The sequence below is a fragment of the Cytophagales bacterium genome (genome assembly GCA_033344775.1).
In the GTDB taxonomy this organism is placed as follows: Bacteria; Bacteroidota; Bacteroidia; order Cytophagales; family Cyclobacteriaceae; genus JAWPMT01.
In genome coordinates, this window is record JAWPMT010000007.1 from 695,007 (window position 1) to 708,148 (window position 13,142).

Here is a 13,142-nt window from a genome sequence, read left to right on the forward strand (position 1 = left end):
CATAACATATCACTCCAGCCCATGACCATAGAACTTCCCGAAGACCACAGTGTTAAGATCCTGAATGCCGATGATCTTTTTGAGATCATGGTGAGTATATTATTGCGAGAGGATAAGATTGATCGAGATAAAGAGCACTTCTGGGTAGTTGGTTTGGCTAACAATCAAAAGCTATTGTTCATTGAACTGATCAGTTTGGGAACGGTGAACAAGACACTGGTAGAACCTATGGAAGTGTTCAGCGTGGCACTGCAAAAGCGGGCGGTTAGGATCATTCTAGTACACAATCACCCCTCAGGAGAACTCAAGCCCTCTGATGCTGATAAAGACCTTACAGATCGCCTGATTCAGGTTGGGAAGATCGTGAATACGCCTGTATATGATCACCTAATCATTACCCGAAAATCTTTTCTAAGCTTCAAAGATGTGGACTTGATGGACAAGCTGGAGCTGAGTAGGAAATATGTCCCTCCTTATGTTCAGATGGAGAAAGTGAAAAAGGAATTGACGGAACAGGCTGAAGAAAGGAATACGATCAAAATAGCTAAGGAGATGAAACGAGAGGGTCAGCCTGTCGAACAAATTGCTCGAATTACTGGCTTGAGTTTGGAAGATGTCAAGGCATTGCGAGTAAGGCGAAAGTCTGCTTCTTAAGCTTAAGAGGATTCAATTTACATATCAAGCTAACCCACTCAGGATCACCTGAACACTGCAACCAACCCACTCAGGATCATACTGATACCAATAGACAAAGTGATGAAACCCATCATCCGGGAAAGGGCGGCCATCCCGCCTTTACCCAGAAACTTATTCAGTCTGGCGGAGAAAATGAGTATGAGGGCGGTAACTCCTGCTACCAGTACCACTGCCAGCAAAATCCCTATGATCCCGATGAAGCCCGTCTTACTGGTGGGGCCGTACATACTGATCATGAGAGCGATGGATCCCGGTCCAGATAGTAGAGGCATAGCCATGGGTGTGAAAGTGATGTCTTCTTTGTGCCTGCCTTCTTCCTGTACCTCTTTCGCCATGGGTTTTCCTTTGTAAGCGTCTTTACCAAGCAAGTTCATGGCTGAGATACAGATCAAGATACCTCCTGCTATGCGCACGTGATCGATCTCGATGCCAAAGAAGCTCAGAATGAGGTTTCCGGCGAAGAAGAAACTAACCAGGATCAGGATCATGAAGAATGCGATTTTCAGAGCTTGTTGTTTCCTTTCTGCATGAGTAGCGTCTTCGCTGAGCATCAGGAAAACAGGGATGGCACCAAGTGGATTCGCTACCGAAAAGAGGGCACTGAATGCCCCTAAGAATGATTCTATCATAATTACTGGATGGTGGAAGGAATAAACTTATTGCGGATTAATTTCTTCTTCAGATAAAAATTCCCTTCTTACAGGTATCGGAATTTTACTTTTACTGTGTAGGATTCTTTCAGGTCGAATACAAAATTTTTGAACTGCGGCAGGCTCAGGGTGTTGTGAACGTAGTTGGAGAAGCCAAAGCCTTCTTTCGGGAAAACAAAACCCATGTCCACAATCTCATTACCATTGCTATCATCCAACACTGCCAGGCCGTAGCTACCTGCCGGAAGATCTGTGAGGTGTAGTATCATCTTGCCATTTTGAAGTTCGGCTTTGGAAGTCGTGAATTCACGGGCAGGCTTTCTCTTTTTCCAGCTGGCTTCATCCTGATAAATACCAATGAGTAGTTGGCCTTCGGAGAAACGAATGTTCTCAAACTCGATTGTGAGTGTTGGATTCTCGGCAGGCATTGGTAACATGCTCAGCAATGAGCATAAAGTCAGATAAAGCATGTGTTTTGTTAGGGGTAAGTAATTGTTGAGATAATCTTGTGAAGAAACTCCTGTGCCCTTGTTGGTCCTCCGACGAACAAGCCTAACAGGACAGTGGGTGCACTGCGGCAAAGGGTTTCAATAGGTTGCCTTTGTTTGGCAGAAAGCCCCCGTTCGGGGGCAGTCAAACAACTCAGCTCAAAGGTTACGAATCAATGGTTTCCTCAGAAAGGAACTCTCCTTGTTCGTCGAATGTAAGTTTCAGATAAGTTGGTTCCGGAACCTCCTGCTCCCAATCTTCCTCTTCTACTTCCAACTCTTCTTCTATGGAAAGAGTCAGAATGTATTCCAGTGTAGTGGCCGGGTCTTCATAGGTCATTGTGGACATGATCATGGCATCTGCATATTCTTCCTCCAGGTATTCCTGAATGACTTCTGGCAATGTTTCATGCCAGATCTCTGTTTTCGTGTACAACCAGGAGCCATCTTTTGCGAATGCGGCTTCTACCTCTCCATCTTCTGTATCGAATGAAGCAAGGAAATCTCCATCAGTGCCTTTCTCCCAGACCACATTCCTTGTGTTCGAAAATTTCTTTTCGAACGCAGTTTTGATTTTGGCATTAGGGGTAATCTCTTTAGCACTGGCTGTCCATATAATGGCGACTATCGCGAGAATGAACAAGAAAATTGATTTTTGAGCTTTCATCTCAGATTAATTATGTACTTGAGACGAACGAAAATGAAAAGGTCACACGGTGAATCGAGTATTTTTTCATCAAACCCACTTTTTTCTTCTGAAGTAGGCCGCCATGCCCACGGCGAGGCATATCATGACTCCCCAGGCTATGTGATAACCATATTGATAATCCAGTTCGGGCATGTTTTTGAAATTCATCCCATAGATCCCTGCAATGAATGTAAGCGGGATGAATATCGTTGCCACGGTAGTCAGCACGCGCATGGCTTCATTCATTTTCTGACTTAAGGAGGCGAAATAGATGTTGGTAAGCCCTTCCAGCGTTTTTAATATGGTATCAGCCTCCTCCAGTGCCGCGATCGCAGAGTTGCCTAAATAACTGAAGAGTCGCAAGTTTTCCTCCTCAATCAACCTGGGTTTGTGGCCGTTGATCTGCGTCAAAGCCTCTTTGAATGGAACCAGGGATTTCTTCAGTAGAAACGCAGATCGTTTGTGTGCTTCTAGCTGGATCAGAAGGCCCTTGTGGGGCGCATTGATGATGACAGGTTCCATGTGGCTTATCTCCTTGTTCATCTTATCCAGGGTCTCAAAATAGTTATCCAAAATGGCGTCCAGCAACTGGCTCAACAAGTAGTCGGACTTTTTCTTACGGATGAAGCCTACGCCTTCTTTTAGTTTGCTTCTGATGCCCTCGAAGTGGTCTCCTTCTTCCTCCTGGAAGGAAATGACGTATTGTTCTCCCAGAACAAAAGAGAGCTGTTCGATATTCAGGTTTCCGGAATCTTCCTTGATGATGGATTTAACACTAAAGAACAAGTAATTTTCGTATGCCTCTACTTTTGGCCGCTGTGTCGTGTCCAGGATCTGCCGTAAAGTGAGGCGATGTAGTCCTGCTTTTTCACTCAATTTTTGTAACAATTTCACGTCGTGAATGCCATAGAAATTGAGCCAGTAGAACTTATCCGGTTCTGGATTATTGAGGAAGTTGAAAGTTCGAATTTTTTCCTTTCGGTTCTGCTCGGTCTCATTGTAAGTGAACAATTGACTCCTAACCTGATCCAGTTTTTTCTCTCCAATGAAGGTCAATTCGGCTTTTGCCTTGGCTTCTGTTTTTTGGTCGGCGTAGAGCACGGAGCTCAGGCTCCCAAGGGTTTTCAAACCTTTCAGGATCAATTTGTCAGGTCTTGTCAGGTCCAGGGGATTCATGTTTTTTGGATTATTTCTCGAAGTATTGATAGTGGTCTTGAGTCACCAAGACAGTCTTTTGAATAAGACGATGAAATACTATGAGGTCACATGTGACCAATGATGAAGTGTACGTCCTAAAGAGAAAAACTCACCTGAATTATGCACAATATCATCGTCCCAACGGACTTCTCTATTAAATCATATAATGCCCTGAGGTTGGCTAAGCGGATCGCCTCGGGGACCAGGGGTGTGATTCATATAGTTCATGTGGTGGAACCTGTATCTGGTCAATATTCAAGTATGGGAGAGAACCTGGGGAGCACACTGGATGATGTTTACATTGTTCAACTCGTTGAGAAGTTGACAGAGGAGCTTCAAAACCTGAAAGCTTTGAATGAGGGGCATGATCATCAAATCCTTAGTTATATCAAAGTAGGAGATCCCTATTGTGAGATCAAAGAGATGGTTGAGCACCTCAAGGCGGATATTATTATTGTTGGTGCCAAAGGGTTCATGGATGCTGAGGAGTTTTTCCTGGGCTCCATCACGGATAAACTGGTACGGACAGCTCCTTGCCCGGTGATCACTGTGAAGGAGGTGATTGATGAGGGAAGTTTCCAAAATATCGTCTATGCCACCGACCTGGAAGCAGACAACAAACCCATGATGAATTTATTGATGAGGCTTCAGGATCTATTCGATGCGCAACTGCATCTGGTGATGGTGAATACTCCTAAAAACTTTCACAACGATATCGACACACAAAGACGAATGGAGCAGCTTGTCCAACATTATCAATTGAAGAACTACACACTCAATATATATAACCATGAGGATAGGGAGTACGGCATTGTCTATTTCGCCGATGGTAAACAAGCTGACCTGATTGCTATGGGCGTACATGAACAAAGTGGTTTTCGCCGCTTGATCAGTGGTGGCTCTCTAGCCGATGAAGTGACCGAACATACTTTTCGCCCCGTACTTACCTATCGAACTAACCTGCAATAATCATGACTGGATACGCGGCTGATACTTTTAATCTGATAATCACTGGAGTATTGATCATTTTGAACGGATTCTTTGTGGCGGCTGAGTTTGCGCTGGTCAAAGTGAACAAGAGCAAGATCAAGATGATGCAAAAGGATAATAATCCCTTTGCGTCTGTGGCACTATGGCTGTATAAACGACAGAGCATGGCGCTATCTGCCTGTCAAATGGGGATCACGATGGCTTCACTGGCCCTGGGCTGGATTGGTGAACCCGCACTGGCACATTTGATGAAACCCGTACTCGAGGCCATCGGCATTACTACTGAGGGCTTGCAGCATGGAATAGCCTTTGCGGTTGCTTTTTCTGCCATCACCGCCTTACATATTGTCATGGGTGAACAGTTTCCTAAGATCTATGCTATCCGAAAACCCGTAGCGGTGGTCGGTTGGTCAGCCTGGCCTCTGAAGTTCTTCTACATGTTATTCTATCCTTTCATGTGGGTACTGGATTGGGTTACAGCGAAACTTTTAGCGACGGTAGGTATTGAAAGTTCGAATGAACATGAATCTGCTTTAACGGAGGAAGAGATCAGGGCCTCTCTCAGCATCGCATACAATCAAGGTGATCTGACCAAGAATGAACATCAACTATTGGATGCAGCCTTTAGGTTTGACGATCAGATCACCCGGCAGATCATGGTTCCGCGTGGCGAGGTAGAATTCTTTGACCTTCAGCGTTCTTATAAAGAAAACCTGCAACTCGCCAGGAAAACAAAGCATACGCGTTTTCCATTGTGCGTGGGGTCGCTCGATGAAATCAAAGGGGTAGTCCACATCAAGGACCTCCTTGGTCAGGAGGAAGTGACTGATGAAAAGTTAAAGAAACTGGCACGTACACCGGTCTATGTACCTGAAACATTGCCCATCAATACATTATTGCAGGATTTTCGCCGAACCCGACAACATATGGCCTTTGTCGAAGATGAGTATGGCACTGTCATCGGGATCGTGACTTTAGAAAATGTACTGGAGGAGCTGGTTGGTGCCGTGCAGGATGAGTTTGATGCGGAGAGTGCAAAGATCGTCAAAGAATCCGATGGTACCTACCTGGTAGATGGGGATATGTCCATTATTCATCTTAATGAAAAACTAGACATAGAACTGATCCCCCATGAAGCAGATACACTTTCTGGTTTCCTCATTGAGATCAGTGGAAGACAACTGGCAGTAGGAAAGAAAGTAAAACTGGAAGAAGGCATTGTAATGGAGATGGTGGCCGTGAAGGATCGTCGGATTACTAAAGTGCGGATGATCGTACCTGTGCAGGAACTTGATAATCATTGAAAAGATGGAGATAAAAAAGATACTGGTCCCTTTTGATCATAACTTAAGATCTATACGCGCACTGGAATTTGCTGGCATGCTCGCCGCCTCATTTGGAGCCACGGTAACGGCGCTTCATTTGGCAGACCCCAAGCAGTTTCATTCCAAGACCCAGTTCAAAAAGGAGCTGGATCTGATGGTCTCTGAACAGTTGAGGCCAACACTTCGCGAAATCAGGAAAAGCTACCCTGAAGTGAAAAAATTAGACCTGCAAGTAAGAGGTTTAGAAGGGCCGCTCTACCGACACATTTTGGACTTTGCCCGAAAAGAAGAGGTTGATTTTATTGTGATGAGGCACCATGGGCAACCGGAAAGTGGCCACTGGGAGCCCTTTCTAATGGACACAACGGCTTACAAAGTAGTATTGGATGCGCCATGTCCGGTTTTCACATTTACTGAGCCTTCAACAGGAGATAAACTACAAAATATATTGCTGCCTCTGGATTTGTCAGAAGGTAGCCTATATAAGGTACCATTGGCCATGGTCATAGCGCGGCAGTTTAAAGCTCGACTGCACTTGATTTCAGCTTCTGAACATCAGGAAGATCATGCGGAGTTAAGTAAACAACTCGAAGAAGCAAAGGAAGAACTGGTGGCTCAGGGTTTTGACCTGGAGGTACTACCCGTTGCCCACCGGCCTTTGGCCGACAGCATACTTCAATATAGTCGGGAAAGGAAAGCGGACCTGGTGGTGATCATGAGCCGACCCGGATTCAAATGGTCTGATCTATGGGTTTCCCCAAAGGCGAAGAAGATCATGGGGAAATGTCCGATCCCTGTTTTGAATGTCCGGGCAGATAAAGTTATTACTATCGATATTTGATGTATCGTGTCATCAAGGGGCTGAGTAAAACCGACTTTTAAAATGCTCGAAATTTTAATGTGACCTGGGATAACGGTACACATTGGTGAAGTAAAGTGACTTCCTGAAAGTTTTACGTCTCAATGAAAATTGAAATGATGAAAACTAGACTTTCATGGATGTTGGTCCTGGTAGGATTGGCATTCGCCCTGGTCATTTCCGGATGTAATGACGGAACAAAACTTGATCCTGATAAGGAAATTGATATTTTGATGGAACTTGAAAAACCAGATATGTATTTTCAGGGGGCCATGGAGCGATTTACGGAAGGTAACCTGACTGAAGCCGCGGAACTGGTGGATGATGCGATCACATTCATCGATGGTCTTCAGATGGAAGGAGACCTTCGATATTCTGAAATCCTGGACTATCTGGAAACGGAATTGGGTCAACTGCGAGATGATGTCGCTGATGGCAACATTGATGATGTCGCTAAATTGTATACGACCTTTGCGAGTGTCGATAGATCTCTGGCCACCTATCATTTGCGAGTCGTGGAGGAATTCTATTGGCTTGGAGGAGACAGCCAGGAAGGACTGGAAAGGTTGACTCGTGCGCTCATTCGTATCGATCATGCCTCTCAATACCAGGGGTTTGAACTCAGTGATGAGGAAAAAGATGAGATACAAGCATTGAAAACAGCATTGAAAGATGCCGAACGTTCTAATCCGGCTCTTTGGAAGCGGACAAGTGCTATCATCAAAAAAGTGAATAAATCATTGAAAGCTCACCGTGAGCAACGAATAGATGCGGAGGAGTTTCAAGAGCACTAAGAACGGATAACTTACAAGAAGGCGGTACCCCCGCCTTTTTTGTTGTGATGGGTAGCAAAATGGTGACTTTCTGAGGGTTTTACGTCAGAATCATAAAAACATGCTGGCCTTGACACAAGCAGAATTTACGGAGTGGATATTAGTCCCATTTTTCATCTTCTTCGCTCGGGTATGTGATGTCAGTCTTGATACGATCCGAATCATTAATGTCAATCAAAACAACCGCTGGGTAGCTGACTTGTTGGGCTTCTTTCAGGTCATGATCTGGCTACTAGCTGTGAAGCAGGTAATGCAAAACCTTAACAACTTCTACTATTACTTTTTCTACGCAGGCGGTTTTGCTGCCGGAAACTTTATCGGGTTGATGATCCAGGAGAAACTGGTGAAAGGCATTGTACTGGTCCGAGTTATCTCTACACAAGGCCTTAGCCTGCTAGCGGATCAATTGATGATGTTGGATATCCAGTCAACACAAATGGAAGGAGTTGCTCACGATCAGATCCAAAAGACATACCTGATGTTGGCCATTGTCAACCGGAAAAGGGCGCAACTGGTTGTGGATACCATTGAACGGACTTATCCAGGTGCCTTCTACTCTGTACAGGACATCCGATATGCATCGGAGGATAACCTTAGTAAGCTGGGGCTTTTCCGCTTGCGAGATCGCAAACTGGCTTCTGCATAAAAAAGTGTCATAGTACGTGTGACTTTTGAGCACCTACCCTTCTAAATAGTAAAATATTAGCCATGAAAAAGATATTGGTTCCTGTCGACTTTAGCGATAACTCGGTGTTGGCGCTCAGCCTTGCCCATCAGATCGCGGTGAAAAACCAGGGAAAAGTGACCTTGCTTCATGTGATGGACTTTCCAATGCTGGACGGCCCGCGCGTTGAATATGGTAGTGACGAAAGCCTGGAAGAAATGATCTTCCGAATGGAGAAGATTGCCGAAGAAAGGATTTCAAGTCTTTTGGAACGACAATCTTATGCTAAAGAAGTTACTGCCGAGGTGCAAACCGGGCCGGTGTTGAAAACCATTTTACAATTCGAAAAAGATGGTGATTTTGATTTGATGGTTGTTGGAATCAGCAAAGGAGCTACAATTGGTGATTACTTATTTGGGACCTTTACCGATAAGCTTGTTCATAAAGCCTCGTCACCCGTATTGGTCACCAAAGGCAACATGGACTTTGCTATGGTTGAGAATATACTAATGGGTAGTGCCTTACGATTAAAAGATAATGAACTTCAACGACACATCCAAACCATAAGAGCGTTATCTAAGGGTTCGCTGGAACTGGTGAGGATCAATACACCCTCAGATTTTATGAGTCAGGACGTCTTTGACGAACGAGTAAGAGATCTCCAGCAGCTCCCTGCTCTGAAGAATTGTGATTTTACTTCTATCAACTTCAAAAACCCTGCAGATGGTCTGATCTATCAGGCAACAAAATCTAAAGCGGATATGATTGTGATCGGAGACAAACATCGCTCGACATTTCGAAGATGGATCGTTGGTGAAGATCTGGCTGAAAAGGTCATGGACTTCTCTAGCCTGCCCGTTTTGATCTTGTAAATGACGAATATGGCATTGAGTATTCTGACCCTGATTGCTGGGTTCGGGTTGCTGATCTTCGGAGCCAACTTGCTGGTTACCGGAGCTTCCGGGCTGGCCAGGAAATGGGGGGTGTCGGATTTGGTAGTTGGGCTTACGGTGGTTGCATTCGGTACCTCCCTTCCTGAATTGACAGTGAACAGTTTCAATTCAATGGCTGGGATGAATGAAGCAGTATTCGGAAACATCATAGGCTCCAATATTTTCAATGTCGCTCTTATACTTGGCATTGTTGGTTTGATCTATCCTATAAAGGTGGAAAGGCGTTCTGTAGCCTATGAAATACCGTTTTCCATTGTGGTATCCTTAGTGCTTGTGATCCTGCTGAACGATCATCTCCTTTTCAAGAGTGATGACCTATTGAGCCGTTGGGATGCGGTTATTTTATTGCTGTTATTCGTGTGCTTTGCGATTTACATTTTTAAAAGTACAGGCACCGATACGACTCAAGACTCAATAGGAACCAAGTCCATGGGAGTGTTATTCCTCTTCATGGTTGGTGGCCTGACTCTTCTGGTATCGGGTGGGTATCTAACCACTGAAAGTGCTGTAAATCTTGCTGAAATACTTGGGATGAGCGAGACATTGATTGCTCTTACTATCCTGAGTATAGGTACCTCGCTTCCTGAACTAGTGACCTCCTCCGTGGCCGCTTTCAAGCGAAATGCGGACATAGCTGTTGGTAATGTAATTGGCTCCAACATTTTTAACATTTCATTCATTCTGGGTGTCAGTGGTGTGATCCACCCAGTCGCCTACGATAACGCTCTGAATAAGGACATTTTCGTCATGATCCTGGCATCCGGCCTGTTGATGGTGGCAATGTTTTCCGGTGGTAAAATGAAATTGGACAGGTGGGAAGCTGTGATCCTCCTGGCCTGTTATGTGATGTACAGCATCTTTATCATCCTACGCAACTAGTGGAACCATTAACTTCTGCAAATTTTTTGGCTATTACACGGTGACCTAAAAGTACACCTCGCGTCAAAATGCTACCATGAAAAGAGCATAATTCCAGAGGCTCATCAATCTTCGAAGAATCCTGTTAGGCGAATTCCTTTATAGGGCACCCCGCTTTGAATTGATGGTCTTTTGAAACTATAGATATACACATGAAGAGTAAAATAACATTTATCACCTTTTTGGCTTTTCAAGTGACCAGCATCTCTTTATCGGGGAAAGCTGAGCCTGATGAATTTATCAGGAAGAAAGCCGAGGAATTACAGTCTGGACTATCAGTAGAGCTTCGAGGGGAGTTGATTTATTGCGAGACGATCCTCCCTAAATTCTACCTGAGAAGAGATTTTGAACCTGCCTGGAGTTCGTATGATCTGGATGATCTTAAGCAAATTCTGGCAGATGCGGAGTTACATGGCCTGGACCCATTTGATTACCACTACGCCGCGATTTTGAAAGCTAGTAATGGCTTAAGTTCAATAGAGCAAGCGGAATTGGACCTGGTGCTCACCGACGCCTTTTTGCTTTACGCTAGCCATTTTTTGAACGGTAAGATCAATCCCGAAACCGTGGATAGCGAATGGAAAGCGATTCGACGCGAAGGGAATGCCCTGGAGTTTCTCGAACTGGCTTTGCTTGTACCCCATCTGGCCGACGAGTTTGCAAGTTTGGCTCCACAGCACCAAGGATACGCTGATTTAAAAGGAGTCCTTGCGAGATACAAGTCCATTGAATCACGAGGAGGATGGAAAGTTATCCCTGAAGGTGAGACACTAAAACCGGGTATGATAGACTGGGATCGCGTCCCCTTGATTGTTGATCGCCTCAAACAGACAGGAGATATTGATTCGGATTTTATCAGATCTCCAGAATATACCGAGCAGCTTTCGTTGGCCATTGAGGCCTACCAAATCCGAAATGGTCTGGATCCAGACGGACACATTGGTAAAGCAACCCTTGTTGCACTGAATGAATCAGTTAAAACGCGAATTGGTCAAATTATGATCAACCTGGAAAGGTATAGATGGATCGCACAAGGCCTGGGAGATCACTACGTGATGGTGAACATTGCCAACTACCGGATGGAGGTTTATAAAGACGGGGCATTAACTTTTCAGGAAAAGGTAATTGTTGGTAAGCCTTTTAGAAAAACACCCGTTTTCAGTGGGAAAATGACCTATCTGGTATTCAACCCTACCTGGACAGTGCCACCTACGATCTTATTTGATGATATCTTACCTGAGGTCAAAAAGAGTACAGAGTATTTGAAGACTAAGAACATGGTTGTTCTGAAGGGCCAAGGTAGCAGTCTGGAGGTTGTTGATCCAGAAACTGTCGATTGGAGTTCATTGTCTCGAAACTATTTTCCATACACATTGAGACAACAACCTGGTCCGACTAACGCCCTGGGATTAGTAAAGTTTATGTTTCCAAATGCGCATAATGTATACATTCATGATACCCCGTCGAAAGAACTGTTTAATCGGGTCAATCGTGCTTTTAGTTCGGGTTGCATTCGTCTGGACCGCCCAATGGAGTTTGCTAAATATCTCTTGCAAGAAGATGAAAGTTGGAACGCAGCAAAGATTGCCGGGGTGCTCAAAGAGGGTATTGAAAGGTCAGTCATTTTGAAGCATCCATTACCTGTACATATACTATACCTCACCTCTTGGGTTAAAGATGGTCAGGTGCAGTTCAGAAAGGATCTTTATGAAAGGGATCTCCCTGTATTGGAAGCTTTGAAATCAAAACCTCCAAGCTTGTAATGATGAGAACGCAATTGACACTCATGATCTTGCTGGTCTGCTCGTCATGGGTGTGGAGTTACTCCACCGAAAAAGCTGGCTTTACTATTGAGGTAAATGGAGAACTGAACCCATACAAGGTATTCAGTGTCTTTGTGATGCCTGGGGCTTCATTTAGTGTTACAAGCGATGTGACGTTGGATTGTGTTTCAGATCGGCTTTTAACGCAGCCTACTGATCAGGGATGGCAGGTTACGGCTCCAGAAAAATCAGGAGCGTATTCTTTGCGGCTGGCATTTGGCACCCTGACAATGAAATTGAATGTTCTGGTGTTGACTCCACTTACTCAAATGAAAGGTGAATACCTTAATGGTTACAGATTGGGAAACTACCCCGCGAAAGCCCTGAGGGGGAACCCCATCTACCACAAACCAGACGGACTCTTTGAAGTGACGATGGAAAATCAGGACCTGCAACTCACACCGCACTTCACCCTGAAACAATTCTTGTGTAAACAAGTTGGAGCATTCCCGAAATACCTTATAGTAAGGGAAAGGCTGTTATTGAAATTGGAGTACCTGTTGGAAAAGGTGAATGAGCATGACATTTCAAGTGAAACCTTTGGGTTCATCAGTGGCTACCGGACCCCATTCTACAATGCTTCTATCAAGAATGTTCAGTACAGCAGACATGTATACGGTGGAGCGGCTGATATCTACATCGATCAAGACAGGGACGGCCGAATGGATGACCTCAATAGAGATGGTATTATTAATGAAAAAGATGTACGTGTCTTTCATCAAATCGTAGAAGGTGAGTTTGGAAAACCAACTTATGATAAATACAAAGGAGGACTTGGTTTTTATCGTAAGAACGGACGCCATCATGGGTTTATACATGTAGATGTACGTGGAACACGAGCCAGATGGTAAATATTTGAAACGCGTTGTTCTATCAAAATTGATATTTATATGGTAATTCGTAACCCTAAGAAAAATCCTTTCATGCTCATTAACAACGATAAGGAGCTACCTAAGGAACTGAAAATTCTTGTCATGCTGACCATCCATGAGCGTAGCAGGTGTGAATGAATCTCTTCTGTCGACGGGAAGTGACTTTTTCTTATTGATCCGTCTCAA

14 protein-coding genes are annotated in these 13,142 nt (G+C 44.5%); 10 read left to right on the plus strand and 4 right to left on the minus strand.

Annotated features, from left to right (window positions below; translation table 11 throughout):
* Window positions 1-21 precede the first annotated feature (21 nt).
* The gene (locus R8G66_35040) at window positions 22-654 is read left to right on the plus strand and encodes a JAB domain-containing protein (protein ID MDW3197635.1); all 633 of its coding nucleotides are present in this window, start codon (window positions 22-24) and stop codon (window positions 652-654) included.
* A 44-nt stretch (window positions 655-698) separates the two neighbouring features.
* Here R8G66_35040 and R8G66_35045 read toward each other — a convergent pair whose 3' ends face one another.
* The 4 genes from R8G66_35045 to corA form a co-directional block, all read right to left on the minus strand.
* Complete coding sequence (locus tag R8G66_35045; protein ID MDW3197636.1) at window positions 699-1,325, minus strand: MarC family protein; 627 nt, start codon at window positions 1,323-1,325, stop codon at window positions 699-701.
* Window positions 1,326-1,393: 68 nt separating this feature from the next.
* The gene (locus R8G66_35050; protein ID MDW3197637.1) at window positions 1,394-1,816 is read right to left on the minus strand and encodes a DUF2141 domain-containing protein; all 423 of its coding nucleotides are present in this window, start codon (window positions 1,814-1,816) and stop codon (window positions 1,394-1,396) included.
* 184 nt (window positions 1,817-2,000) lie between these two features.
* Entirely contained in the window at window positions 2,001-2,501 is a 501-nt protein-coding gene (locus R8G66_35055; GenBank protein ID MDW3197638.1) for a PepSY-like domain-containing protein, read from the minus strand.
* 69 nt (window positions 2,502-2,570) lie between these two features.
* Window positions 2,571-3,698: a magnesium/cobalt transporter CorA gene (gene corA, locus R8G66_35060; GenBank protein ID MDW3197639.1), complete on the minus strand. Its 1,128-nt coding sequence runs from the start codon at window positions 3,696-3,698 to the stop codon at window positions 2,571-2,573.
* 141 nt (window positions 3,699-3,839) lie between these two features.
* On the opposite strand from corA, the gene R8G66_35065 reads away from it, so the two are divergent.
* From R8G66_35065 to R8G66_35105, 9 genes are all read left to right on the plus strand, one after another.
* The gene (locus tag R8G66_35065) at window positions 3,840-4,688 is read left to right on the plus strand and encodes a universal stress protein (GenBank protein ID MDW3197640.1); all 849 of its coding nucleotides are present in this window, start codon (window positions 3,840-3,842) and stop codon (window positions 4,686-4,688) included.
* 2 nt (window positions 4,689-4,690) lie between these two features.
* Window positions 4,691-6,013 (plus strand): hemolysin family protein, encoded by a 1,323-nt coding sequence (locus R8G66_35070; protein MDW3197641.1) that lies wholly within the window; start codon window positions 4,691-4,693, stop codon window positions 6,011-6,013.
* 4 nt (window positions 6,014-6,017) lie between these two features.
* A complete protein-coding gene (locus R8G66_35075; protein ID MDW3197642.1) occupies window positions 6,018-6,875 on the plus strand; it encodes a universal stress protein in 858 nt (285 codons plus the stop codon).
* Window positions 6,876-7,009: 134 nt separating this feature from the next.
* Window positions 7,010-7,687 carry a hypothetical protein gene (locus R8G66_35080; protein MDW3197643.1) on the plus strand — a complete coding sequence of 226 codons (678 nt, stop codon included), beginning with the start codon at window positions 7,010-7,012 and terminating at the stop codon, window positions 7,685-7,687.
* A 100-nt stretch (window positions 7,688-7,787) separates the two neighbouring features.
* Window positions 7,788-8,372: a DUF5698 domain-containing protein gene (locus tag R8G66_35085; protein ID MDW3197644.1), complete on the plus strand. Its 585-nt coding sequence runs from the start codon at window positions 7,788-7,790 to the stop codon at window positions 8,370-8,372.
* A 62-nt stretch (window positions 8,373-8,434) separates the two neighbouring features.
* A complete protein-coding gene (locus R8G66_35090) occupies window positions 8,435-9,262 on the plus strand; it encodes a universal stress protein (GenBank protein ID MDW3197645.1) in 828 nt (275 codons plus the stop codon).
* Between the two features lie 9 nt (window positions 9,263-9,271).
* A complete protein-coding gene (locus R8G66_35095; GenBank protein MDW3197646.1) occupies window positions 9,272-10,222 on the plus strand; it encodes a calcium/sodium antiporter in 951 nt (316 codons plus the stop codon).
* A gap of 191 nt (window positions 10,223-10,413) precedes the next feature.
* Window positions 10,414-12,024 (plus strand): L,D-transpeptidase family protein, encoded by a 1,611-nt coding sequence (locus R8G66_35100; protein ID MDW3197647.1) that lies wholly within the window; start codon window positions 10,414-10,416, stop codon window positions 12,022-12,024.
* Complete coding sequence (locus R8G66_35105) at window positions 12,024-12,935, plus strand: D-Ala-D-Ala carboxypeptidase family metallohydrolase (protein ID MDW3197648.1); 912 nt, start codon at window positions 12,024-12,026, stop codon at window positions 12,933-12,935. The genes R8G66_35100 and R8G66_35105 overlap by 1 nt, the downstream gene beginning before the upstream one ends.
* The last annotated feature ends 207 nt before the right edge of the window (window positions 12,936-13,142 follow it).